The sequence below is a fragment of the Gracilibacillus dipsosauri genome, from assembly GCF_003176895.1.
GTDB lineage: Bacteria > Bacillota > Bacilli > Bacillales > Amphibacillaceae > Gracilibacillus > Gracilibacillus dipsosauri.
Genome location: NZ_QGTD01000004.1, coordinates 248,154 through 272,183, shown reverse-complemented (window position 1 = coordinate 272,183; position 24,030 = coordinate 248,154). Strand labels below are relative to the sequence as shown.

General features: G+C 36.7%; 24 protein-coding genes and 1 pseudogene. 11 read left to right on the top strand and 14 right to left on the bottom strand.

The window, feature by feature from the left end; genetic code table 11:
• Nucleotides 1–104: 104 nt before the first annotated feature.
• A complete protein-coding gene (locus DLJ74_RS03080; protein WP_109983304.1) occupies nt 105–1,130 on the bottom strand; it encodes a sensor histidine kinase in 1,026 nt (341 codons plus the stop codon).
• Nucleotides 1,127–1,798, bottom strand: a complete 672-nt coding sequence (locus DLJ74_RS03075) for a response regulator transcription factor (protein ID WP_109983303.1) — start codon at nt 1,796–1,798, stop codon at nt 1,127–1,129. Before DLJ74_RS03075 ends, DLJ74_RS03080 begins: the two co-directional genes overlap by 4 nt.
• A 176-nt stretch (nt 1,799–1,974) precedes the next feature.
• On the opposite strand from DLJ74_RS03075, the gene DLJ74_RS03070 reads away from it, so the two are divergent.
• The gene (locus DLJ74_RS03070) at nt 1,975–2,742 is read left to right on the top strand and encodes an ABC transporter ATP-binding protein (RefSeq protein ID WP_109983302.1); all 768 of its coding nucleotides are present in this window, start codon (nt 1,975–1,977) and stop codon (nt 2,740–2,742) included.
• Nucleotides 2,729–4,654 (top strand): ABC transporter permease, encoded by a 1,926-nt coding sequence (locus DLJ74_RS03065; RefSeq protein ID WP_109983301.1) that lies wholly within the window; start codon nt 2,729–2,731, stop codon nt 4,652–4,654. The genes DLJ74_RS03070 and DLJ74_RS03065 overlap by 14 nt, the downstream gene beginning before the upstream one ends.
• Before the next feature lie 108 nt (nt 4,655–4,762).
• Here DLJ74_RS03065 and DLJ74_RS03060 read toward each other — a convergent pair whose 3' ends face one another.
• The 4 genes from DLJ74_RS03060 to DLJ74_RS03045 form a co-directional block, all read right to left on the bottom strand.
• The gene (locus tag DLJ74_RS03060) at nt 4,763–4,885 is read right to left on the bottom strand and encodes a hypothetical protein (protein ID WP_342767708.1); all 123 of its coding nucleotides are present in this window, start codon (nt 4,883–4,885) and stop codon (nt 4,763–4,765) included.
• A gap of 52 nt (nt 4,886–4,937) precedes the next feature.
• Nucleotides 4,938–5,459: a DUF4352 domain-containing protein gene (locus tag DLJ74_RS03055; protein WP_109983300.1), complete on the bottom strand. Its 522-nt coding sequence runs from the start codon at nt 5,457–5,459 to the stop codon at nt 4,938–4,940.
• Between the two features lie 548 nt (nt 5,460–6,007).
• A complete protein-coding gene (locus tag DLJ74_RS03050; RefSeq protein WP_109983299.1) occupies nt 6,008–6,472 on the bottom strand; it encodes a phage tail protein in 465 nt (154 codons plus the stop codon).
• 22 nt (nt 6,473–6,494) lie between these two features.
• Nucleotides 6,495–6,974 carry a GyrI-like domain-containing protein gene (locus DLJ74_RS03045; protein ID WP_054859980.1) on the bottom strand — a complete coding sequence of 160 codons (480 nt, stop codon included), beginning with the start codon at nt 6,972–6,974 and terminating at the stop codon, nt 6,495–6,497.
• Between the two features lie 109 nt (nt 6,975–7,083).
• Between DLJ74_RS03045 and DLJ74_RS03040 the strand changes: the two genes are divergently transcribed.
• The 4 genes from DLJ74_RS03040 to DLJ74_RS03020 all read left to right on the top strand — a co-directional run bounded on the left by DLJ74_RS03040 (nt 7,084) and on the right by DLJ74_RS03020 (nt 11,005).
• Nucleotides 7,084–8,043, top strand: coding sequence for a helix-turn-helix transcriptional regulator (locus tag DLJ74_RS03040; RefSeq protein ID WP_109983298.1), 960 nt, complete (start codon nt 7,084–7,086; stop codon nt 8,041–8,043).
• Between the two features lie 438 nt (nt 8,044–8,481).
• A complete protein-coding gene (gene tnpA / locus DLJ74_RS03035; protein WP_109983297.1) occupies nt 8,482–8,961 on the top strand; it encodes an IS200/IS605 family transposase in 480 nt (159 codons plus the stop codon).
• Nucleotides 8,962–9,423: 462 nt separating this feature from the next.
• Nucleotides 9,424–10,263, top strand: a complete 840-nt coding sequence (locus DLJ74_RS03025) for a hypothetical protein (protein WP_109983296.1) — start codon at nt 9,424–9,426, stop codon at nt 10,261–10,263.
• Nucleotides 10,264–10,279: 16 nt separating this feature from the next.
• The gene (locus tag DLJ74_RS03020) at nt 10,280–11,005 is read left to right on the top strand and encodes a hypothetical protein (protein ID WP_054789290.1); all 726 of its coding nucleotides are present in this window, start codon (nt 10,280–10,282) and stop codon (nt 11,003–11,005) included.
• Nucleotides 11,006–11,091: 86 nt separating this feature from the next.
• Here the strand turns inward: DLJ74_RS03020 and DLJ74_RS03015 are convergent.
• Nucleotides 11,092–12,404: pseudogene (locus DLJ74_RS03015) on the bottom strand (ISL3 family transposase).
• Nucleotides 12,405–12,999: 595 nt separating this feature from the next.
• Nucleotides 13,000–13,923, bottom strand: coding sequence for a DMT family transporter (locus DLJ74_RS03010; protein ID WP_109983295.1), 924 nt, complete (start codon nt 13,921–13,923; stop codon nt 13,000–13,002).
• 141 nt (nt 13,924–14,064) lie between these two features.
• On the opposite strand from DLJ74_RS03010, the gene pdxR reads away from it, so the two are divergent.
• Nucleotides 14,065–15,480, top strand: coding sequence for a MocR-like pyridoxine biosynthesis transcription factor PdxR (gene pdxR, locus DLJ74_RS03005; RefSeq protein ID WP_109983294.1), 1,416 nt, complete (start codon nt 14,065–14,067; stop codon nt 15,478–15,480).
• An 85-nt stretch (nt 15,481–15,565) separates the two neighbouring features.
• Here pdxR and DLJ74_RS03000 read toward each other — a convergent pair whose 3' ends face one another.
• Nucleotides 15,566–16,165, bottom strand: a complete 600-nt coding sequence (locus DLJ74_RS03000; protein ID WP_054789292.1) for a hypothetical protein — start codon at nt 16,163–16,165, stop codon at nt 15,566–15,568.
• A 20-nt stretch (nt 16,166–16,185) separates the two neighbouring features.
• The gene (locus tag DLJ74_RS02995; protein WP_109983293.1) at nt 16,186–16,782 is read right to left on the bottom strand and encodes a TetR/AcrR family transcriptional regulator; all 597 of its coding nucleotides are present in this window, start codon (nt 16,780–16,782) and stop codon (nt 16,186–16,188) included.
• A 172-nt stretch (nt 16,783–16,954) separates the two neighbouring features.
• Here DLJ74_RS02995 and DLJ74_RS02990 point away from each other — a divergent pair, with 172 nt between their 5' ends.
• Together DLJ74_RS02990 and DLJ74_RS02985 are read left to right on the top strand one after the other, a co-directional pair.
• Complete coding sequence (locus tag DLJ74_RS02990) at nt 16,955–17,524, top strand: hypothetical protein (protein WP_054859985.1); 570 nt, start codon at nt 16,955–16,957, stop codon at nt 17,522–17,524.
• 237 nt (nt 17,525–17,761) lie between these two features.
• A complete protein-coding gene (locus DLJ74_RS02985) occupies nt 17,762–18,745 on the top strand; it encodes a DUF3231 family protein (protein WP_109983292.1) in 984 nt (327 codons plus the stop codon).
• A 60-nt stretch (nt 18,746–18,805) separates the two neighbouring features.
• Here the strand turns inward: DLJ74_RS02985 and DLJ74_RS02980 are convergent, their stop codons facing one another.
• Nucleotides 18,806–19,657, bottom strand: coding sequence for an aldo/keto reductase (locus tag DLJ74_RS02980; protein ID WP_109983291.1), 852 nt, complete (start codon nt 19,655–19,657; stop codon nt 18,806–18,808).
• A 170-nt stretch (nt 19,658–19,827) separates the two neighbouring features.
• Between DLJ74_RS02980 and DLJ74_RS02975 the strand changes: the two genes are divergently transcribed.
• Nucleotides 19,828–20,241, top strand: coding sequence for a MerR family transcriptional regulator (locus DLJ74_RS02975; protein ID WP_054859986.1), 414 nt, complete (start codon nt 19,828–19,830; stop codon nt 20,239–20,241).
• 160 nt (nt 20,242–20,401) lie between these two features.
• On the opposite strand, the gene DLJ74_RS02970 is transcribed toward DLJ74_RS02975, so the two are convergent.
• From DLJ74_RS02970 to DLJ74_RS20345, 3 genes are all read right to left on the bottom strand, one after another.
• Nucleotides 20,402–22,027: a type 2 periplasmic-binding domain-containing protein gene (locus tag DLJ74_RS02970; RefSeq protein WP_109983290.1), complete on the bottom strand. Its 1,626-nt coding sequence runs from the start codon at nt 22,025–22,027 to the stop codon at nt 20,402–20,404.
• 93 nt (nt 22,028–22,120) lie between these two features.
• Complete coding sequence (locus DLJ74_RS20870) at nt 22,121–22,249, bottom strand: hypothetical protein (RefSeq protein ID WP_281269899.1); 129 nt, start codon at nt 22,247–22,249, stop codon at nt 22,121–22,123.
• 305 nt (nt 22,250–22,554) lie between these two features.
• Nucleotides 22,555–22,749 (bottom strand): hypothetical protein, encoded by a 195-nt coding sequence (locus tag DLJ74_RS20345; protein ID WP_181397416.1) that lies wholly within the window; start codon nt 22,747–22,749, stop codon nt 22,555–22,557.
• 557 nt (nt 22,750–23,306) lie between these two features.
• On the opposite strand from DLJ74_RS20345, the gene DLJ74_RS02960 reads away from it, so the two are divergent.
• On the top strand, nt 23,307–23,870 hold the full coding sequence (locus DLJ74_RS02960; protein ID WP_109983289.1) for a dihydrofolate reductase family protein: 564 nt from the start codon (nt 23,307–23,309) through the stop codon (nt 23,868–23,870).
• The last annotated feature ends 160 nt before the right edge of the window (nt 23,871–24,030 follow it).

Genomic DNA, 24,030 nt, shown 5'->3' with positions numbered 1-24,030 from the left:
ATTTTATCTTGGGGAGAATTTCGGTGACTTTAAATAAAAATCGTGGGAGGCATCTAAGCGATGATTCCCGCGATTTCTTTATAAACATATAGCTTTGTCAATCATTAAAACTGATAGTAATTTCGGATTTTAGGAAAATGAATCGTAAGTCTCGTGTATTCCTGCATTTCTGATTCAACTGAAATTTTGTGGCCTAATTTATTCGCCAATTGTTTAGCAAGATATAAGCCCATTCCAGTGGATTTAGCATCATTTCTTCCAGTAACTCCGGTAAATCCTTTTTCAAATACACGATCGATATCTTCAGGCGCAATACCAATTCCGTTATCTTGAATAACAAGTCGTTTTTCCTTGCTGTCTTCTTCGAATAGAACAGTAATCGTGCCACCCTCATCGGTATACTTTAAAGCATTTGCCAACAGTTGATCAATAATGAACACAAACCACTTTTTATCACTTTGGACAAGCTGTTCTGTGTCATCCATTTCCAAATGAATCCCTTTATTAATAAATAGCTTGGCGTATTTTTTTACACTTTTTTTGATAAGTTGATTGGTATTCACCTCAGATATAAAATAGTCCTTAGAAAATGAATCAATCCGAGAGTAGTAAAGGGCTTGTTCAACGTAATCATCAATTTTATGGAGTTCATCCTCTAATTTATCGATTAGAAAATCTGTTGTCTTATTTTCACTGTTTTCCATTAATAGACGGCTTGCTGCTATCGGGATCTTCACCTCATGAATCCAAGACATAATAAACTCCTGTTGATCGCGTTTTTGATCATATAATGTTTCTAATTGGCTAGCATGCTGCTTATGTTTATTTTTTAATAAGTTTAAGATTAGCTTCTGCTCGTTATTCTGGGCTTCTGGCATCATGGCGATCGTCTCTTCCTGGCTACTTTCAATCAAGTCCTTGATTTCCTGGTAAAACTTCCTTCTATAGAAATATCCAATGGTAATGTACAGGCATGCAATAACTAAGCAGACAATGTTGGTATATACAATTTTGTTAAATGGATTTACTTGATGAAAACCGACAAACATGATCAGCGATATGAAGAACATGATGATCATGTAAAATAGTAGAAAATAACGTTTATCTTTTATATATTCTAAAAAACTCATTGGATGACATACCCCTCGCCTTTTTTGGTGGTAATATAATTCTCTTTACCAAATGCAGCTAATTTTTTGCGTAATCGATTAACGTTTACGGTTAAGGTATTGTCATCTACAAAGCTTTCATCCTTCCAAAGTGTCCGCATGATCTTTTTTCGATGGACGATGTTCCCTTTGTTTTGGATTAGGAGCTTTAAAATTATGAACTCTGTTTTCGTTAGTTCTGCCTTTTCATCTGCACAATACACATCCCAGCTCCTTAAATCCAAGACTATCCCATTATGCTCAAGTACGTGTGATTGTGTATCCGTATACGAATAGGATCTGCGTAGGAGAGCATTCACTTTGGCCATTAATACATCCATATCAAACGGTTTTTGAATAAAGTCATCGCCACCCATATTCATTGCCATAATCATGTCCATTGATGTGTTACGTGATGAAATAAAAATGATAGGTACCTTGGAAACCTCTCTAATTTGGTTACACCAGTAAAATCCATCAAATGAGGGAAGATTAATATCTAATAATAGAAGATTAGGCTTTTCCTTTAAAAATTCCTGCAATACCATATCAAATGCTTCTAATTTAACTACTTCCAATCCCCATTTTTCAATTGTTTCTCCTAGTAAATCTCTGATCATTGGTTCATCTTCTATGATCATAATTTTCATGGAACTCCACCCCAATCTTCCTTCCTTCTATCTAATACTAACGGAATTCATCCATTTTTGCATCGTAGTGACAAAATTGTAAGATTGACAGGAATAACTGTAAGATTAGATAACCAATCGTTATAGTAGAATAAATTTAAGATAAAAAAGGAAACTCTCAAAAGGAGGAGAAATAAATGAAAACAATAGTAGATGCAAAACGTGTGAAGAAGATATATGGAGCAAAGGGAAATGTATTTTCCGCATTGGATGAGATTGATTTAACAGTAAAACAAGGGGAATTTGTAGGAATTATGGGTCCTTCAGGTGCTGGAAAATCTACGCTCTTAAATATATTGGCAACCATTGATGAAGCAACATCTGGTGTTATTACCATTGACGGAACAAATATGATGAACATGGATGAGGAGCAGCTATCCTCCTTTAGGCGCGATAAACTAGGGTTTATTTTTCAGGATTATAACCTTTTAAATACTTTAACCATTAAAGAAAATATTGTCCTTCCACTCGCGTTAGCAAAAATGAACCCGATAGAATTAGAGAATAGAGTGATCACAGTCGCGAATAGATTCGGGATAAGCTCCATTTTAGAGAAATATCCCTATCAGGTATCTGGTGGACAAAAACAGCGAACAGCAGCGGCTCGGGCAATTGTTACGAAGCCTAGTCTTATACTGGCAGATGAACCTACAGGTGCATTAGACTCCAAGTCGACAACAGAACTTTTAGAAAGTTTGAAAGAGCTCGTTGAAAATGATCAGGCTACGATTCTAATGGTCACACATGATGCGTACGCAGCGAGTTATTGTGGTCGTGTCCTATTTATTAAAGATGGGCAGCTTTTCACAGAACTAGTAAAAGGAAAGAAATCCCGCAAAGAATATTTCGACAAATTACTGGATGTATTGTCTGCGCTCGGAGGTGGAGCAAATGACATTATTTAGTTTAGCGGGTAAAAATATGAAAGGGAATTATGGTAATTACCTTGTTTATTTTATTTCGCTTGTTTTCAGCATTGTGATTTATTATACGTTTGTTTCGTTACAGTATAGTGAGAAAATCCAAGACAGCATTGAGCTGTCAGATACGATGAGCTTTATGTTTATGGTATCATCTGTCGTACTCATTCTCTTTGTAGCTGTCTTTATTTTGTATTCGAATTCCTTTTTCACAAGACAAAGGAAAAAAGAAGTTGGATTGTATTCCATGCTTGGACTACCTAAGAAGACGATTGGGAAAATGCTCTTCTATGAAAATTTAATAATGGGTTTCATCGCATTAGTAATTGGGATTTTGCTCGGAACATTATTATCCAACCTGTTTTCTATGATATTGGTTAATCTAATGGGGTCGGCTGCTGAAATAGACTTCGGTATATCCATTCAAGCAATTATGCAAACGGCTATTGTATTTATGGTAATCATCTTATTTACGTCCTTTCAAGGTTATCGTTTGATTTTTCGTTTTAAATTAATTGAACTATTCCATGCAGAGAAGCAAGGAGAACAGGAACCGAAGTCCTCTCTTGTTTCCACTATAATGGCGGTAATTTTGCTTGTAGGTAGCTACTTGCTCATATTAAGGCAATTCCCTGATGAGCTTACCATTGAATATTTAATGAAAAATTACGGAGTTGCACTAGTTGCGCTAATTATTGGAACCCATTTATTTTTCCGCTCTGTGACAGTATTTTTATTAAAATTATCTAAACGAAATAAGTCACATTTATACAAAGGAACAAGGTTAATTGAGACATCCCAGTTGCTACATCGTATTAGAGGAAATGCTCGTACATTTACGGTCATCGCATTATTGAGTGCGGCAACCATCAGCTTCTTCGGTGTCACTTATAGTGGTTACTACAGTAATGAAAAAAATGCGGAAGAAATGGTGCCGTTCAGCTATGTACACTTATCCAAAGGACAGGAGTTTGATGCGAAAGTAAAAAATATTATAGTAAATGATAACGAGCATCCGGTCAAAGCAGAGCTGGAAGTTCCTATTATAGAAGTAACGGGAGAGCTTTTGTTTCCATTAGATTATGAATGGAATCCGGTGAAAGTTCTCTCTGCCTCTACTTTTAATGAAGTTTCGAAAGCCTTGGATAGAGATCAAATGGTCACCTTATCAGGAAATCAAGCAGCAGTAATCCGACCAAGATTAACTGAATATACGGAGGAAACCTTTCTGAATAAAGAAATAGCATTAAATTTGCCACAGGGTAAACGAACCTTGGAAATTACTAATATGATAGTAGGCAGTGTTTTACCATTTAATTATCCAGATTTCTATGTCGTGGTTAGCAACGACACATTTGCTGAAGTTGTTAAGCAAAAGGAAGCTTTAATCTACAACTCTTACGAAGTGGAAGATGAAAAAACGACAGAAGCTACATCTAAAAAATTTGAAGAAATAGTTGGGCAAGATTTTCAAGTATCATCATCCTTTTACATGGACTATAAAGAAGGAAAAGAAGGGAACGCATTAATGCTTTTCATCTTGGGATTCCTAGGTCTTGTGTTCTTAGCGGCTACGGGGAGTATCATTTATTTTAAACAACTGACTGAAGCCAATGAAGCCAAGGATAATTATGAGATTCTGCGCAAGCTTGGCGTCAGTAAAAAAGATATTCGAAATTCCATCCGCAAGCAGACATTTTTTGTGTTCGGGTTGCCTTTATTACTAGGGATCTTGCACGGTAGTATTATCTTAAATTTTACTACCAACTTTATCTCAGATCTGATAGGTGCTAGTATTATTGTTCCCATCCTCACAGCCATGATCGCCTTTGTTATGATCTACCTAGGTTATTATGTGTTGACAGTTAATACCTACAATAAAATGGTGAATAAGTAAAAAGAATCGTCCTCTAATATAGGGTACGTTAGCCGAGCAGGCACCTTAAATCTTGTATATAACTTGGAGGCTAATCAGAAAATGATTAGCCTCCAACTCCATTAGACACTATTTCATAAAGTAGCTTTTATGCTCAGATACCCACTCAGCAAATGTTCTTGCTGGACGCCCTGTTACTTCTTCGACCGTTTGTAATACGGTACAACCCATTTCGGGTGGATTTGTACTCATTTGAACCATAATAAAAGGGTGTTAATATTTATCTAAATTATAAAAAAGCCACTTAGTTGAATTTATCCAAATCATTAATTAACCATGGTGTAACACTAGGTGAGTCAAAGCTATCTACTTCAAACATGTATTTATCTTGTATTAAGGGCACTTTAAAAGTGATATTTAACGTTATTTTATCACTTGGTGCTAAATTAGTATCTGAAGGATTTTTGTCAGATAAAATCTCTCCTTGATAAGTATTATCTTCTTCATTTAGCCTATAAGATAGGGTAGTAACGTTCAACGGTGTTTCACTGCTTACATTTTCAACAGTAATAATAGCTGAGATGGAGAAATTGTTATCAGGATCATCTGAGCTACCTATCATCTCGGAGTAAGCTGTATGCATCGTCACTATTTTATCTTTATCTTTGTAAGCCTCACCTGGTAATAATACATTTGATTGAATAGCATTTGAATTTTCTTCTGTTTCATCTTCCTTATTATTCTTTTCTGAAGATATATCTTCTTGTCTACAAGCTGATAATAAACAAATACTCATAATTATTAACGTAATAAGAATCTTTTTCATTATTAGCAAACTCCTATATTTTGGGATTTAATATCTTCAATTTCTAATTCTAACATGTCTGCAGTTACATGTATAAATAAATACATTTATAGGATTTTTTCCTTACATCTAATCAATAATAGTTATATTTACTTAATACATTTTAATTGAAGTTTTTATTTACAATGAATTTAACGATAAATACTTATCGTTGAAGGGAGGCCCATAAAATAAAAAGGAGGAGACACATGATTGCAGGTTTTAGACGTGATTATATCTGATCTATTCACCATATATTTGGGGAGAGATAGATGCCAACACCTAATATAAAGGTGCAACATCAATTGATTTTGATATATCACATAATTATATGCAAACATCATATTATGTAGAATGTATATTGGTATTTATTAACCCATCAATTTCAAACAATTTTTACTGATATTATGTCATCATTGGCTATGGACTGGACCAAAAAAGTAACAGCACCTCTAATCATAGAAAAGTGCTGTGTGTACAACCTATTATTTTTGTAGATGCCATGATGCAATTACCCCTTTTATCCTCCTCTAATATTCCCCTTTAATGACAAAGAACGACCCGCGTATCGTTCCAGCCAGCTTAGACTTTTGCCTCGCAAACTTGAATTTCCCTTCTAACTCCTCGGGAATCTCCATCCCTTCAGAGAGCTTAAACCCAACTGCTCGCTTCTTAGCGTTATCAACTGTGTACATAACGTTGACTGCAAGACCATCCTCATAAAAGACGTAAGTCATTTTGATATTCTCTACTTGGAAACGAGATGTTTCTAAAGGCTTAGCCACAAACTCGATATCTCGTTCCTCCTTCAAAATTCGATTGACATAATCCAGCGTATCCTGAGTCTCGCTGGCTTTCTCCACCGTAAATTCATGTTTATATTTGTTCATGAAGTAACGAGCTTCATTTGCGCGTAAACCAGCAAGCGCTTCTGCTACAGGGGAGGATTCTAATCCAACTGTTGATACATTTTTAAAATCAACGATATAGCTCATTTTTTTATCCACCTTTGTCATCTTATTTCCTCACAACAGGAATCCACATTTCGCCATAAACGATGCCATTTTTCTTCTCCATCTCAACCGTGGCATTTGGGCCACCAACATAAGCAAAATCTGATGCTCCTGGCAACACTTCACCAAAGGCAATCCCAGTAAGCGTTTGGCTTAATTCTTCTGCCGTATTTCCTTCCCCTTTAATCACTACATATTCTCCCTCAGGAAATTGGATCATCCTTGTTGCTTCCGGCAATGTTTGTTCCGATAGGACACCAGCATAGTACATCATTTTATTATTTACTGCTTCATTCACGGCAAAAATGTAGTCATTGGTGGCAACAGCCTTTAATGTATCAAGTCTGCCGTCTAGTTTAGCTGTCTCCCAAAAATCTTCCTTCTCCTTATTGATACCCGAATAATCTGTGTAGTCACTCTTAAGCTCTGTTCCGATACCTACAACCGTAAAACTGTTCTTTTCTTCCAACGTATAATTCGCCATATAAAAAACCTTCCTTCTTTAAATTTTATCAAATGTCTTGTCATTTCATTTGATGAGTTTATAATAACCTTAAATCATGTCAAAAAATGATACTGTTTAGGAGGCCGAGATGAAAAAAGTGGAGCGAATTAATGTCATTATGCGATATATCAACAATCGTGGACATTTTACCATTTCTGAAATCATGCAAGAATTTAATATTTCTCGTTCGACAGCGATTCGTGATATTAGGGAAATTGAGGCAATGGGTATGCCACTTGTAGCGGAGGTTGGAAGGGATGGTGGATATTCTGTCATGAATAATTCTGTCCTACCAACTGTACGCTTTACCGATACGGAGATCAAAGCCCTTTTTATTGCCTTTATGGCGACAAGAAATCAACAGCTCCCTTACCTAAAAAGTCGCCAGTCCTTAGCCGAAAAACTACTTGGTCTCATCTCGGAAAATCAGCAGGATGACCTCGTTCTATTAAATCAAATTTTACTGTTTGAAGGGACCAACCCCCATAATCCAGATCTACTGGATTTGTCAGACTTACCCCATCCTATGTTAGAGCAACTCATCCAGAGCATTCTTTCAGATAGCTATTTATGGGTTACCGTTCAAGAGGAGAAGCTAATGAATTCTTACCCAATTTATATCTTGCACCTTTACCGAGAAAAAAGCATTTGGCTGATAGAAGGCTTTGATTTAGAGGAAGAAAAGAGACAGATTTTTTCCGTGGACAATCTCATCGATGTTAAGCCATACACGGAGAAAAAAAGATTACGGAAGAAAAAGATACAAGAGAAATTAAAAATGCAGGAAGAGGTAGCGAACCTTGTTGTGGAGCTTGGACCAAAAGCGATCGTTCAGTTTAAAAAATATCACCCTTTAAAGGCATCCATTTCTTATACGAACCCTTATCAGACGGAAGCTGTTTTGAGGATGTTTGTTGATGTGAAGAATAGCGAAGAACTGACGGAAATGATCAACTGGTTACTATTTCTTGGAAGAGATATGAAGGTTAGGGAAATACCTGTGGAGGTTTTGGAGGGTGTGCGAGAGAGGTTGGATTTGTTTTTGTAGAATATAGTTCTTAGAGTATGATCGGCTAACCCCCTCTATGAGTATGTATGAGGGCCTTCGGGATGAAGGTCATGCAAGTGTTGCCACAGGACGTGGCGAGATAAACCCTTTCTTCCTCTTAAATACTTTCGCTACGTTCTTGATTGCATTACTTGCATTGATCGTTTCTCTGATCAATAGAAAATAGACCTCCCTATTTACCCAACAAGTAGCTAGGAGAGGTCTATCCCAAATTACAATAGCCGATCCCTCTGGGGGAATCGCTTATCTGTAACCCGTAGTACCAGCTACGGGTTATTTATTAATGGCTATGAAAACCCCTGGCTATGCCAGGGGTTCCAGAAAGCTTTAAGCGAGGGATAAAAAATGCCTCACTTCATGGTAAGATTGAATTGGTTTCCCGACCACAAAATCTCACCAAAGAAGGAGGCGTGTCCAATGAAGGACAAGAATAGTTTAGCACATACCACATGGAATTGTAAGTACCATATTGTATTCGCTCCAAAGTATAGAAGACAAATCATTTATGGAAAATATAAAAGGAGCATCGGTCAAATCATCCGAGACTTATGTGAACGGAAAGGGGTTACCATACACGAAGCCAATGCATGCCGAGACCACATACACATGTTAGTAAGTATCCCGCCAAAGCTAAGTGTTTCCCAATTTATGGGCTATTTAAAAGGAAAAAGTAGTCTCATGATATTTGATCGTCATGCCAATTTAAAATATAAATATGGAAATCGGAAATTTTGGTGCAGAGGTTTCTATGTAGATACAGTGGGCAGAAACAGGAAGCAAATACAAGAATACATTAGAAATCAGCTCAAAGAAGACTATATGGCGGATCAATTAACTTTATTCGAAGAGTTTGATCCATTTACAGGCCAAAAAAATAAGGGTCTTCGGAATATATAGTGGAAAAGGGCTTATAATTCACCCTTCTTCAATTTCTTTAGAAATATGGAAAAACGAATACCAAAGTTAACTAAATTCCATAAAGATGCTCTTTCGTTATAGATGAATTATGAAAAAAATATCCAATATACTTTAGAAGTTAAAAAACTATAAAAAAAGCATTTAATTTACTTTTCTATTCATCTACCCATATAGTTATAGTAAAGTTTTAGTTCAAAAGCCTTCTGTTGCAATACCTAATGCAATGTATAATTAGTGCGAATCTAAATATAAATTGAAAATTTGAATAAAAATTAAATAAAAAATAGTACATTATATCTATTAAATTAATGGGATTTTTTCCGATATTAAAAATAATATCTTTTTAAGGAGGGATATTACTTATAGCTTTATAATGACTATTATATTTGTTGTAGTTGTAAGTAAATCAATTCCCAAAATTTTTGAAAGGTGGTACTCAAAATGAAAAAGTTTATTTTAATATTTCTTGTAACTTTATTAATGTCCCCAATTGCTATTAGTGCGGATACGAGCACCCCGGATCAAGTAGAAGATGCCATAGAATTGCCTAGAAACGATAAGACCGATAGAACAATGCCGGAGAAGAATCACCTAACTGAAATCAACTCAGATACTGACAGTAGAGTTTATAAAATTGAGTTAGGAATGAACCCTACAGAGAAATTAACTATTGTATCACAAAAAACCTATGACATAGTGATAACTGATTCGAATGGTAATACTATTATACAAAGAAATGAAATTGGCGAGGAAGGTAGTAGACAAGTAGAATTCCCAACTGACAATTATGGTGACTATTACTTATTCATCACACCTTCAGATGATGGGAGAACCCAATATCCCTATAGTTTAAGAGTCATAGTTGGGGAACCTATTTATTTATATTATGGAAATGAGTACCAAATCAATCTTCTGAATTCGTCTTTAACACCTACTAACACTACCAGTAGGATACAATACTTTGATTTATCAGACATAGATTCTATACCTGAAGGCTCGATATTAACAGGCTTTACAGTGGGGGGTACTGAAGTTAACCGATCTTCTCTTAGCCTTTATAGTATAAAAAGAAGTTTGAGACCTAATTCTAGCTTAAATTGGATAGATGCAACCTATCCTTTATATAGCCCTAGTGATTTAGATGTTGCACCTAAGAGTGATCAAATCTTGGTAAAGCAGGGTTGGGCATTTAGGCATTCTGCCGACTTTTATCCAGGCGAAACTGCTACCTATACTTTAACTCCAAAGATTACTTTAGATTATAAAATAGAGATGAAGTGAGGTTTGAAAAGGTCAAATGGTCTCTAGTATTCAAAGATTACTAAATAATTATTTTGATAAAAGTAATGTCCAACAACAAAATTTCCGTAACACAGTTTCACAATCAATAGAGAGAACTGATGGTGTTCATTCTAATAAGAATGTAGAAATATATAATCCCAAAACTAATAAAGTGAAATACAATGATAAATCTATTTCACCACGGTTACAGGTTGACAGAAATTACAATTTAACTATTGAAGAAAACAAAGTATACAGTGTGGATACAGATTATGGATTGATAAACTATCAATTTAATAATGATTCAAATTCAAGTTACGTTCAAACACTGCATTACGATAATCAAATTAGTGATGAGAAACGTGTCCATCTAGAGAAAAACAGGCAATTTTTAACTCATTTACAGACGTTTGCAGAGACTGGAAGAATTAATATTATGTATACTGCAAGAGAAGCTAGTGAAGTACTAGAAGGATTTAATAGATTGGGAATCAATACCGAAGAGCCTTTCACTATAAATAATAAACCGACAAGATATAGGATCGATCCTTCTGGTGTTATTCATGAAGTTGATCTTGAGAGTAGAGGAATGAAAGAGAAGGACTGGAGAAAGTTTGGACATGATGAAAATACTATATTTATAATTCAAGGTAAAGAGTACAAAATGGACGAGAATGGTCAACTTCCTTTACCAGAAGATTATGTCCATAAACATGAGCAAGTACAAATTATTAATAAATAATGTTCAGTAACATAATATTTCTAGCACCCTGAAATTTATATAGGGTGCTTTTTTCTTGGATTTTCGGATTTATGGTGGAACGGAACTTATAGCTCTCCCTTTTCCAACTCCTTAATAAATGTGGTGAAGTCGATACCAAAGTTATCTGAAACGTTGTGATCTGTAACGTGGTCAAACATATTTGGTAAAGCATCGTAAAAAGCATTTTTATTAAAACGAGGTTTCCGCTTTTTATGAAGCTTTTCGTTGAATAAAATTTTTGCCCTTAAAGAATCAAAAGAATATCCTTTTCCCAGTCGTTCAACATGACGTATAATGCTATTTATAGACTCTGTATATGCGTTAGTAAGTCTTTTATCAAAGTGATTGAATATTTCTTCATTCCAATTGTCTACGGCTCTAACAAGGTCTTTATAAGCATCTTTAACATTACTGGATACACAACGCTGACGCCAATTTATATATCGTTTTTCACCTTCTTGTGAACTTGGCGTATCCCATATCTTATAGAATTCTTCTTTGAGTTCATAGGCTTCCTTCAAATCAGGAATATTTCCAAGCCAAGTTTCTAAAAGTAGCAATTCACGGTCGATTAGATCGTGCCTGCGTTTGAGAAGTATAAACCTATCACGCATAAGTGTTCTTCTTCCTTTTGGTGTCATATTAGTTCTTAAAGATTTCCTAACACTATCCAAGGCTTGATTTGCCATACGGACTACATGAAACTTATCTACCACCACTTTAGCGTGTGGAAGGACGATATTCACTGCATCTTTGTAAGGTTTCCACATATCCATTGTGACGTATTCGATATAAGACCTATCTTCAATCTCTAAAAGGCGTTTAATGACTGTATCCTTGTTACGATCCTTTTTGATGTCATAGATAGTTCTCCGTTCGACGTTGGTAAGTACCAGACGAGGTTTACGAATGATGTGTATTTCATCTATCCCAAGCCATTTAGGAGTCTCAAATTGGTATTCTCTTTCTTTAAATGCCGCATAGTCCTTAAAGACGTTCCTAACGGTCTTCTCGTCAACACCGACGCTTTCTGCGACTTCTACAAAGGTCTTAGACATTGATTGCTCTTCAATGGATTCTAACAGCCTTCTGGTCATACTACGCTTTTCGTCAATGGATATAAGACGTTCCCAAAAGGTCGAGTCACACTCACGACACTTATAACGTCTACGGTTCAATTGTAAGCCAACTCGCTTTAAACGAATGGGCAAATCCATAATCAATTGTTTTCGTGAGCTGTGCTTATATACTTGTCAAAACCACATTCTGGACAACGTTCTGGAGGATAGATTGCTTCCACTTTAAACATCATATCGGTTTCATTCTCTTGTGGTGGTTCGATTGCTGTAAGATCTGGGAGGAATAATAAGTCGTTCATATTACACCTGAACCAACTCTGGATTTTGATAGATATTACCAATAATTTTTAAATTGCATTCAAGTGTCTTATCATCCACATATTGTACTTCATTTGTCATATGCCAATGTGAGTACAAATTTATCCAAGCACGAAACTTAAACTCTCTAAATTACCATCACTCCTATCATTTGATAGGTTAATTATACCAATAAAGGATAATGATATTCCACTAAATAATCCGATTTATGATTAAATTGTTGTTAAACTATTAAACTGGGTTTTCCACTATATATTCCGAAGACCCAAAAATAAAAAGAAATAAGAGATTCTTAAAGAATCAGTGAGTAAATGTGGTGCAAGAGGGAGACCCATTCGGTAGGCCTTTAAGGCCGAGGCCGGTAACAAAGGCTTTTAGCCGCAGAGCAAACCACCAGTTCACACTGGTGGTTTTGATTGCTATTGAAGTACCCTTGATAAAAGATAAAATTACTTTAGAAGTAGATAGTTTTGATTCACCTAACAGTTCAACATGGTTAATAGGTGATTTGAATAAACGAGAATAAGTGTCTACAGAAAGAATGCTTGGTTTGGGGAAACTCAAGCATTACAGTCTCTATTTGCTAGTACACGATCGATCAACAGACTTAGTAGAAGTAGGTTGGTTATTCTGTTTTTTTATATATGACAAAAATACTCCCACCAACGTGATAAACCCACCAATTATTGCATAAGTAGTTGGAAGTTCTCCAAGCCAGAGCCATGCTATAAGAAAAGCAATAACAGGAGTTAAATAAAGAGAACTTGTTGCTTCTGATGCACCTGTTTGTGAAGTAATATACGCTAGAGTAAAGTAAGGAATAACGGTTGGAAAAATTCCTAGATAAATAACTACTACTGTTATATCTATGGGAGCATCTATAATCGCATCTCCAAGGCCAGGAAAAAATATCATCATGAAAATAGTACCTGACCAAATCGTATACATGGTAAAGGTAACAAAGCCATATTTTTTTAGATAAGCATTTTGAAAAACAAAGTAAATACTTTCTGAAAGCGATGCAACTAAAATTAGGATAATTCCGATATTCAATGATAAATTTTCCGTTGCACCACCTAAAGAAATAAATGCCACGCCAGAAAACCCAATTAAGGAACCAATCCACCCTAAAATTCCTAACTTCTCACGAAAAAAGAGCAACGCCAACAAGGCTGTGAAAATAGGTGTTGTGGAAACTAATAAACTAGCAACCCCTGCATTAATTGTTTGTTCCCCATAATTTAACGCTGTCTGATAGACCGTAAATCCTAAAAAACCAAGTAATAAAATAATCGGTACATCTTGTAATTCTGGTAAACGAATTCCTTGAATAACCGCAACAAGAATTAAGGTTAATGATCCAATTAATAATCTCAAAAGGGACACATGTTCAGGTGAATAAGCGGTCAGTGCAGCTCTAATCCCAGGGAAGGCTGAGGCCCATAAAGTAATGGTAATCAAATGAGCAAAAAGAAGTTTTAAATTTAATGGATTTGTCATAATTACACCCCATTCCATATTTTTATCCAACCAGTCAAATCTAATTGTTCTCATCTTAATACGGCTTTGGTAAAATGTCTTCAACAGGCTAAATAGAAAAAACCCAACCAATTAGAGAGTGGTTAGGAAGAAGGAGTTCATATGCAAAAGCCAAAATATCAATTGATTGTTGATTTCATAAAAGACAAAATTTCTAAGGGCGAGTGGACAATAGGAAGTCGCATACCAAGTCAACGTCATCTAGCTAAAATGTTTGACGTCAATCGAAGTACCGTCATAACTGCACTAGAAGAACTAATGGCAGACGGACTGATAGAAGGGAAAGCAGGAATGGGGACTATTGTCACCAATAATACTTGGACTTTGATGGGGGAACAATCCTCAACCAATTGGAATGAAAAAGTCACTTTAGGCATTCATAAACCGAGTATTTCAACGGTACAGGAGATCAATGAAGCCGAATCTAATCATCATCTAATCCAATTAAGTAAAGGAGAATTATCACCAGAGATCTTCCCTTTAGAAGAAATGAGGTCGATATTACAAAAGGTTTCGAATCAAATGACCCCCTTTGGATACGAAGAACCAAAGGGGAATTTAAAGTTACGCCAAGCAATAAGTGATTATCTGAAAAATAGAGGAATAGATGTATCGCCATCATCCATTCTTGTAGTTTCAGGTGCACTTCAGGCCTTACATCTCATTTCAATAGGACTTTTACAAAGAGGATCAAGTGTATTTTTAGAAGTGCCATCTTACCTTTATTCGTTAACTGTTTTTCAATCTATGGGTATGGAGTTGAAGGGAATACCAATGGATAAGAAGGGAATTAAGGTAGACTCCATTTATCAGACGAAGGGAAAAGGAAAGAGTATTCTATATACCATTCCTACCTTTCATAATCCTACAGGCACGTTAATGCAGAAGAATAGAAGGGAGGAACTCCTAGAATACTGTAAAAGGGAACAACTTCCCATTATTGAAGATGATGTGTATCGTGATTTATGGATAGATACCATACCACCAGAGCCATTGAAATCAATGGATTATTATGGGAGTGTTTTATATATTGGTAGTTTGTCAAAAACGTTAAGTCCTGGTTTGCGAATTGGATGGGTAGTTGGCGCCGAATCAGTGATAAACCGATTAGCTGATTTAAAAATGCAATCAGATTATGGATCAAGTACGTTTTCTCAGCTTGTTGCAATGGAGTGGTTATCTAGTGGATTATATGATCAACATCTTGAAACAGTAAGAGAGCAGCTTAAAGTTCGAAGAAGAACCGCTTTAGAAGCTTTGAACAAACATTTAAGCTCTTATGCTACGTGGGAAGTCCCAACAGGGGGGTTCTTCATTTGGATTAAAATAAAACCTGCGTTTAAAGTGAAAAGGTTATTTGATAAAGCATTATCCAAAGGTCTTCTCCTTAATCCTGGTAGTATTTATGCAGAACAATCCGGGCAGTTTATACGATTATCCTTTGGGTTTGCTTCTATAAATGAAATTAAAGTAGGTATATTTCAGTTAAGTCAAATCATTAAGGATGTGGATGATTAAATGCTTCTTTTAAACACCGGTCCAAAACTGCTCCATTACGGATGCTTTTCTACAAGATATGAATGTTCCGTTTGATATCTTTTTATTAATGAGTATTGTTGTTGCGACTTCTCAGCCATTGATTGAATTCGGCCGGTGTGCGCACATTATTATCTAATACAGCAGTATAGATATCGAAGCTTTTTACTTCCTTCCCATACTCTCTTTGTTGGGCCCAAACGGTTTTAATGCTTAATATAGAAATAATCGCTTCAGATGTAAGACGATCAGGCATTGTCCGGATATGGTATAAATCTGGCTGTTTTTCTGGCTCGTCTATGAACCAAATATCTAGTTCCCATTTGTTTCCGATTCTGGATTCGTAAGTTATACCTAGAAAATAACCGTCAGGGTATGTTGGATCAATGTTCCAATTGCCAGTATCGTTGATAAATTTCAAGTCCCGGACTTGAGGATTCGACATCAATTTCAAAGCAATTCTGGAAATTGGATCGATGCTCAACTTAGAACAAACAACCGTAATATCAAGGTCTCTCCATGCCATTAAACCTAGTGCTGCACTTCCCACTTTTACTGGTGTTCCGGCTGTTAGCAGCAATTGCTTAAGGTGCATCTCATCAGCAATCTCATCAGCTTCAGCTTGTAGCTGTAGTTGACGAGCAAGCAATTTATCCGGTTTTATCATTTTTTACTCTCCTTTTTCTACTAAGACGATTCTCTTCCAGCTACCCCATAGAAGAACAGCTCCATCAATTGATCCATATTCCAAGTTGTCCGTTCTGGAGTCGACCCTTCCCAATATCGACACAGTTCTTTCTGGAACATCGTGAAATATTGCAGCATCATCTCCTCAGTTTGGCCCTTGTGGATATAGCCCTCTTGCTTTCCGATTCTGACAAACTTCTTGAAAAATTGTACGATTTTCCGTTCACTATAACTATTCATCATTTGCATTAACCCCTTCCGCTCGGGGGAGGGGGCATTCGGAAACTCTTCCCCTAAAATTGTCAGATTTTTAGCCTCCAATAGCATAATTTCTTTCGTCTTTTCAGGAAAAGACAATGCGGAATCCAGAATGTCCTCATACTGTGCCAACTGCTTGTCCATCCAATTGATCAGAGAATCGGTATATAGCTGTTCTTTAGTACCAAAGTAATTATATATCGTTGCAGGAGATACCTTTGCTTTATGCGCAATCTCATTGATGCTGACCTTCTGAAAGCCATACTTAAAAAATAATTCAATCGATGCGCTGAATATTTGCTTTATTTTTTGCTGTTTCCGTCGTTCGTAGCCGTCCATCATCTTTCACCTCATATGTAGTGTAAACAAAGTTTTAGATATTTTCAATAAAAACACTCTAAAACATTGAAAATTCGAATTCGTTTAGTTATAATGTTTTAGAGTAAAACGCTATATACCGTACATAACTATCATATCATAGGTTGTTCATTAATTCATAGGAGGTAAGGGAATGAGACAATTTCGAATTCCTTCTTATTTGCACGATGTATTTGGTGAAAAACAATCTGTTGGGTCCATTCTGACAATACTATTTTTTGGAGGAATCCTAACAGCTGCTTTATATTACAGATTTCCCGAAATGACGGACAATTTGCCGAAGTGGCGTATTGCCCTGGCATTGTTATTGATATTCGATGTTTTTGCCGGCTGTTTAGCAAATTTTACGATTTCAACTAGCAACTTTTATGCGGCTCGAAAGACAAATCGAATCGTATTTATAGCAATCCATTTCCATATCCTGCTAATAGCCTTTCTTCTCAATACCGATATTGGGTATTCACTGTGGATATGGGCTTACACAATTATTGGTGCATTTATCGTTACTACACTTAGCGGAAAGGATTCGCAATTATTCATAGCGGGCTTGCTTTTGTCGATTGCTCTTGGCTTCATACCTATGCTTCCAGGCATAACGCCTTACATGCTAATCATTAGTATATTGTTTTTAGTAAAGGTTATGTTTAGCTTTGCCGTTGATCATTATGGTAAAGCTAAATATATGAGCAATGAAGAAGCATGAATATATTTTATTAGGTGATGTCCATGACTATTAAGAGAGTTTTTTATGGTACTTTTTGTTGTATTGTCTTTCTTGCATGGATTAATTATCTGATTAATAGAAAACTCCCATCGGGTAACCTTATCTTATTTTTATAACTCAATACATTAAGCTGAGCGTATTTTTTGTATAATCACATTCAAAATGACAAATGCTATCTAGAGAAAAGCACGGATAAAATAGGGAGGATAAGAGTTAATGCCCGAAGAAACTAAAATGTCTGCCTCTGAACTCGGAGCTCTATGGATGACATATCATAAAAAAACCATGATTTTGCGTATATTGGAATATTTTATTGATAAATCTGATGATCAAAAAGCAACAGATCTCATGTCGGATTTATGGAATCAACTTCATTCCTTAACCTTAGAAATGGAAACCATGTTTAAAAATGAAGGCGCAGCAGTTCCAAATGGTTTCACTGAAAAGGATGTTCAATTAGAAGCGCCAAAATTATGGGATAACGGTTTTGATATTATGTTATGCCGAATATTAAAGGAAATAAGCGCAGGAATGTACGTATTACATTTGACGATGTCTTACCGTCAAGACATTATAAAACTGTACAGGGATATGTCGGAAGTAACAGAAACCTTTTATGGTCATTTCACTCAATACCTTCTTGACAAAAAACTTTATACTCGCCCGAACTACGTTAATATGCCAAAGTCAACGGATTATATAACAGATAAGAATTACTTAAAAGGAACCAATATTTTTGGGAAGAAGCGAACATTAAATACGGTTGAATACGGCTACCTATATCATGCAATGGAAACGAATATTGTTGGTATGCAACTTTTACAAGGTTTCACTCAAACTACCAAAGACGAAGAGGTAAAGAAATATTTTATGGAAGGAATCGCACTTACAAAGGAAATTATAAGGGAGACTTCCGACATCCTGCTTGAAAATAACATCCAACCGCCTGCCACACCAGGAGGAACCGTTACAAACTCAACAATGCCACCTTTCTCCGAAAAGCTGATGATGTTCTGTAATTACCTTTTAGATGGCCTTTCTCTTGGCGGAGGTGGGTTTAGTGTGGGCTTTAGTTTACGCAATGATTTGCAATACAAAAATATGATTTTCGCTAAAGACTTATTTCAATATCAACGTAAAGGGGTTAACCTCATGATGGCTAAAGGTTGGTTGGAAGAACCACCAAAAATGAATTTATAAGAAAAAGAAAAAAGGGATTAATCGTCGTGACGAGCAATCCCTTTTTAGCAGGAGGGAAATTTACAGATCGACTCTCAAAGTACCAAGCGACTTAGCGATTTCCGGATCGTGATAGTCTAAAAAAAGACTTTCACGCGTATCAAGGGTAGAAATTAATTCGAGATCGTCCTCGTTCAACTCAAAATCGAAAATGTCCATGTTCTCGATGATCCGTTCTTTGTGCACCGATTTTGGAATCGCAACAACCTTATGCTGAATTAGCCAGCGCAACACTACCTGTGCGACAGATTTGTTGTGTTTTTTTGCAATAGAGCTTAGCACTTCGTTACGGAATAGGTTGTTGCGACCTTCTGCGAATGGCCCCCATGATTGATGCTGCACTCCATGCTCTTTCATAAAAGCTGCACTCTCCATCTGCTGGTAGAATGGATGTGTTTCTATCTGGTTGATGGCGGGTACGACTTCGTTATGCACGATGAGATCCATCAGACGGTCTGGCAGAAAGTTACTGACACCGATCGCCATGATCTTGCCTTCCTTGTAAAGCTCTTCCATTGCTCGCCAAGCGCCATAATAGTCTCCGAACGGCTGGTGAATGAGATATAAGTCGAGATAGTCAAGCTGTAGCTTTTTCAACAATTTGGAGAAGGCCAGTTTAGCACTCTCATAGTCAGCATCCTGAACCCAAAGCTTGGTCGTGATGAACAGCTCCTCACGTGGCACACCGCTACGCTTGATTGCACGTCCGACCGCTTCCTCATTCAGGTAACCAGCTGCAGTGTCAATCAGGCGGTAGCCAGCCATTAGCGCTTCATATACCGCGTTCTCGCACTCCTCTGCATCTGGAATTTGATAGACTCCGAAGCCAATGATCGGCATTTTGACTCCATTGTTTAAAGTGACAGTTTTCATTGTCATCCCTCCTATTGTTTGTGATACGACAAACAGCAGAAAATCCCGGAAAATGAACACAACATAAGGGATTGCGCTTACAGCCGATTCACATTACAATAAGTTTACCGACTTCGTGTTACACGAAGTCAAGTCGTTTCAACCCATTTTTTTCTTGAGGAGGATGACACATGTATACGGTCAAAGAAGCCGCCCTAATAACGGGACTTACCGAGCACGCGGTGCGCTATTATACGGATAAAGGCTTGGTGCCAAGTGTGCAGCGCAATAAAAACAATATTCGGATGTTCGACGAAGAATCGATCAACTGGCTATATGGCGCCAAGTGCCTCAAACAGACAGGGATGCCAATTAAAGTGATTAAAATGTATGTCGACCTCTGCCTTGAAGGAGATTCTACAGTCCAAGAACGCTGTGCCCTAATGATGGAGTATAGAGAAGCCGCACTCACTCAGCTCGAAGATGCCAAACGTCGTGTGGATCATCTAGAACAGAAAGCTGCTCAATATCAGGCCATCTTGGAGCAACGCGCTCCAGACACGACTAATCCCGCTAACTGGCATAAAATTGAGAAACAAGTGTAGCAGTCAAAAAGCAACCATAGATGGCACTTTGAGACGTCGATGTATTTCTGTATGCCTCCACAAAAAATTGGCTAAATGGAGTCCTGTATTTTGTCTCCATTTAGCCAATTCGTTGCTTTAATAAAATTCGAACATTAAGGGTTGTTAGCACCCTTACCATTTAATCTTCGTTTAAATAATTATCATATGCTTCTTGATTAATTTCCACATATCTATCCACTCCGAGAGATTCTAGACCGTTCACATAGTCATCCCAATCATCCTCTAAGCTTAATTCACCTGTTATAAATTGGGTGGCACTTTGTTCGACATTATCTAAAATATTTGTTTCCAACGTGGAATATTCATCTTGAACTTCTTCAGGATACCATGCTGCCCAGAATGGAAAGGTTTCTTCTGGTTCCTTACCTTCATATAGATAGGTTGCTTCCTGAAGTCTTCGTTCATACCCCTCATCTGTATAGATATCCTCAGCTTGAACTTGTCCATCACGGAACTCTCTCGGTTGGTAATACTGTGCAGCGGCGGACCAGTTATTATTGGTAGGTTCTTCAGGATGCAACAATTTCACATTTGGTTCCACATCTTCATTAATTGCCACATCACTCTCTTCAGAAGTCACCCAATCTTCTCCTTCTACTCCTAGGTGAGCACGGACCATTCCGTCTATAGTAAACATATAATCCAATAGTTTAATAGCTTTGACTTGAGTCTTTTCACTCGCCTTATTCGTAATGGCAAAAGTAGCACCATTAGTTACTGGATAATTGTACGTAGCATATTGATGATTTGGACCCTGCAAAGGAGCAATAGGATTATAGGCATACTGATTTTCATTATCTACGAATTCCCATGGATGCTGAGCAGCAGCAGCACCTAAAATAACATTGTCAGCATTATTTCCCAACTGAATAAAAGCATCACGATTTTGTGTGAACGCACCAGAGTCAATGAGTCCTTCTTCATACAAGGAATGAATATATTCTAAGCCTTCTCGCCACTCTGGTGTATTAGCTGCAAAACTAACTTCCCCATTTTTAACGAGTAATCTAGTTTGTGCATCGTCATATACAAAACCATTCATTAAAATAGGAATGATAGAATGATTAGGTGAAGCTGCAGAACCACTGAGCGGTAGTTCATCTTGTTTCCCGTTTCCATTAGGATCCTGTTCCTTAAAGGCAGTTAATACCTCTTTCAGCTCCTCGTGAGTGGAAGGGATATCTAAATTTAATTTTTCTAACCAGTCAGTGTTTAACCACAACTTATTCGGCCAGGTACAATGAAAACATTCTTCTAATCCTGGGATGCCATAAATATTTCCGTCGGGAGCGGTAGCAATCTTACGAAAGGAGTCCCGTTCATCCAAAACCTTAGATAAATTGGGTGCGTGCTCCTCAATCAAATCATTTAAAGGAATTAATGCTCCTTGTTCTCCATACTTTAATAATTCACTAGGCTCAAATTTATCTACCCAATCGACTAAAAAAAACACATCTGGATAATCTCCGCTAGCTAATGAAATTTGTCTTTTCTCCTTGGCGGACGAAGAATCATAAGATGTTTTTTGAAACTCAAAATGGATGTCAAATTCATCTTCGGCGAATTCAGTGAAAGAATTGGTCTCTAAATCCATTTCCCCATTTTCTGCAATAAATACGGACATATTTGTGTAACCATCCGAATTTTCCACTTCCTCACTTGCTTCTTCACCTGAGTCACAGGCACTTGCGATGATCATTAGGAACATAAATAGTAACAAAGCATGAAAATGCTTCTGTTTCATTCTAATTTCCTCCCTTTAATTTATAAAAATAAATTCTTAAAATAGTGACAAAAACGAATCACTTATCACCCCCTTTCTTAGTCAGAATCCGAATTATCCTTTAACAGAGCCAAGTAGCATGCCTTGCACAAAATATTTCTGTGCAAATGGATAAATGATCAACACTGGAATAGATCCTGTTATTTGCCAAGCGTCAGACCAAACGAATATTGATCTAAACATATCGCTTTGTCCTCCTATAAGTTCTATCAAATTATTCACTATTCCGGTTCTTGGTGATAACATCAATATAATCATAGAGACAATCACAACAGTGGAGATAAAATAAGGTGCATATGTAAACATTTGAACGGATCGTTTAAAAATACCATCTTTTATTTCATTCAAGGCTAGTGCTAATAGTATGGGAAGTGGAAAAGTTATAGCTATCTGATAAATACTTAGAAGAAAGGTATTCTTAATCAAGTCCCAGGCTACTGGATTATTAAAAAAATTCTCAAAATGCTTCCAACCAACCCAAGGATTTCCTAATATACTTGAACGACATTGTAGTCTTTAAAAGCAATGACCGCACCAAGCATAGGTACATATTTGAAAATGATGAAATACAATACAGGCAGTATCATTAGAATATATAATTGCCAGTGCCTTTGGAAACTTTTTATGGCAGGATGACGTTTTACTACCTTAAGGTTTTTCGATTGATTGATAGACTGATCCATTTTTATGCCCTCTTTAAATAAGATTCTTTGATAGTTAACGCTTTCAAAATTAGCATGTATGTTTTACATAGCAAACAGACAATGGAGTTTATGAGGTACAATATCAGACATTTATTTTTATAGAAAAACGTACATTATTAATGAGAGAGTACATTTTAGGATTTAGTCCATCTACTTCTATTTAGCCTCTAGTTTTCTTCAACATTTTCTAAAGATTAAAGAAAGTAACGATATATTAATATTTATTTGTTTATTCAAATTACTGGAAATGCTATTTATGTTATGGATTTTTAAGTTGTGTTAGAAAGTTAGAAGATTGCTATGGATGCTTTAGTTGATCATATGTCATTAGGTAGGAAAACTAGAAGGAGGGTCGTTTTATCAAGCAGATTAGCCCAGAAATTCAAGAATTGACCATCGAATCCTTGGAGAACTTTCTAAAATCATAGCAATTTAAAAGAAATCTTTTGATCCAATACAATGTAAAATAAATATAACTTTTTTATCTGCTAGAGTTTGTACTGAAAATCAAAAATACTATATGGAAGGTGAGATGTATGGCTAAGCTGATCTACTCAATGCTCACTTCGCTAGATGGTTACACGGAGGACAAGCATGGAAAATTTGGCTGGGGTGTTCCCGAAGATGAGGAGGTGCACTCTTACATTAACGAACTCACGTCGTCAGTCGGTATTTATCTCTACGGGCGGAAGATGTACGAGGTGATGGCTTATTGGGAGACGGCACACAGGATCCCTGACCAACCAGAGTTCGTACTAGACTGGGCACACCAATGGAAGGCTGCTGAGAAAATTGTCTACTCAAGTACCCTTACCGAGCCGCGTAGCGCAAGGACGTTGATCAAGCGGTACTTTGATCCTGAGGAGATCCAGAAGCTCAAGTCTGATGCGGAGTATGACATCACTGTTGATGGTCCTGAACTTGCTTCTCAGGCGATAAAGGCCGGTCTTGTTGACGAGTTCCAGATGATTATGTGCCCCGTGATTGTTGGGGGCGGTAAGCGATTTTTTCCAGCTGGTGTTAGGCAGGAACTGGAACTGATTGAGGATCGCCGGTTTGACAATGGTTTAGTCGTTCTACGGTATGCTGCTCGTAACTGATAAAGACGAAAAATTAAGAAGTTTGAACTTGTACTTAGTCTATTTCCTATCCTAATTTGTTTTTCATGATTTCAATTGTATTGCCTAAACCCACCGCCTGGTGTACTATTATCAGGTGGTTTTATTATTTTATTGTTTGGCATAGCTATTCTTATTTAAT

Coding starts and splice junctions, on each gene's coding strand:
- DLJ74_RS03055 (WP_109983300.1), bottom strand. CDS start 5,459: ATGAAAAAGATTCTTATTACGTTAATAATTATGAGTATTTGTTTATTA.
- DLJ74_RS03075 (WP_109983303.1), bottom strand. CDS start 1,798: ATGAAAATTATGATCATAGAAGATGAACCAATGATCAGAGATTTACTA.
- DLJ74_RS03060 (WP_342767708.1), bottom strand. CDS start 4,885: ATGAGTACAAATCCACCCGAAATGGGTTGTACCGTATTACAAACGGTC.
- tnpA (WP_109983297.1), top strand. CDS start 8,482: ATGAAGGACAAGAATAGTTTAGCACATACCACATGGAATTGTAAGTAC.
- pdxR (WP_109983294.1), top strand. CDS start 14,065: ATGCAAAAGCCAAAATATCAATTGATTGTTGATTTCATAAAAGACAAA.
- DLJ74_RS03080 (WP_109983304.1), bottom strand. CDS start 1,130: ATGAGTTTTTTAGAATATATAAAAGATAAACGTTATTTTCTACTATTT.
- DLJ74_RS03045 (WP_054859980.1), bottom strand. CDS start 6,974: ATGGCGAATTATACGTTGGAAGAAAAGAACAGTTTTACGGTTGTAGGT.
- DLJ74_RS02990 (WP_054859985.1), top strand. CDS start 16,955: ATGAGACAATTTCGAATTCCTTCTTATTTGCACGATGTATTTGGTGAA.
- DLJ74_RS02960 (WP_109983289.1), top strand. CDS start 23,307: ATGGCTAAGCTGATCTACTCAATGCTCACTTCGCTAGATGGTTACACG.
- DLJ74_RS03010 (WP_109983295.1), bottom strand. CDS start 13,923: ATGACAAATCCATTAAATTTAAAACTTCTTTTTGCTCATTTGATTACC.
- DLJ74_RS03000 (WP_054789292.1), bottom strand. CDS start 16,165: ATGATAAAACCGGATAAATTGCTTGCTCGTCAACTACAGCTACAAGCT.
- DLJ74_RS02975 (WP_054859986.1), top strand. CDS start 19,828: ATGTATACGGTCAAAGAAGCCGCCCTAATAACGGGACTTACCGAGCAC.
- DLJ74_RS03065 (WP_109983301.1), top strand. CDS start 2,729: ATGACATTATTTAGTTTAGCGGGTAAAAATATGAAAGGGAATTATGGT.
- DLJ74_RS20345 (WP_181397416.1), bottom strand. CDS start 22,749: ATGGATCAGTCTATCAATCAATCGAAAAACCTTAAGGTAGTAAAACGT.
- DLJ74_RS03025 (WP_109983296.1), top strand. CDS start 9,424: ATGAAAAAGTTTATTTTAATATTTCTTGTAACTTTATTAATGTCCCCA.
- DLJ74_RS03050 (WP_109983299.1), bottom strand. CDS start 6,472: ATGAGCTATATCGTTGATTTTAAAAATGTATCAACAGTTGGATTAGAA.
- DLJ74_RS02970 (WP_109983290.1), bottom strand. CDS start 22,027: ATGAAACAGAAGCATTTTCATGCTTTGTTACTATTTATGTTCCTAATG.
- DLJ74_RS02995 (WP_109983293.1), bottom strand. CDS start 16,782: ATGGACGGCTACGAACGACGGAAACAGCAAAAAATAAAGCAAATATTC.
- DLJ74_RS03020 (WP_054789290.1), top strand. CDS start 10,280: ATGGTCTCTAGTATTCAAAGATTACTAAATAATTATTTTGATAAAAGT.
- DLJ74_RS02980 (WP_109983291.1), bottom strand. CDS start 19,657: ATGAAAACTGTCACTTTAAACAATGGAGTCAAAATGCCGATCATTGGC.
- DLJ74_RS20870 (WP_281269899.1), bottom strand. CDS start 22,249: ATGTTTAGATCAATATTCGTTTGGTCTGACGCTTGGCAAATAACAGGA.
- DLJ74_RS03040 (WP_109983298.1), top strand. CDS start 7,084: ATGAAAAAAGTGGAGCGAATTAATGTCATTATGCGATATATCAACAAT.
- DLJ74_RS03070 (WP_109983302.1), top strand. CDS start 1,975: ATGAAAACAATAGTAGATGCAAAACGTGTGAAGAAGATATATGGAGCA.
- DLJ74_RS02985 (WP_109983292.1), top strand. CDS start 17,762: ATGCCCGAAGAAACTAAAATGTCTGCCTCTGAACTCGGAGCTCTATGG.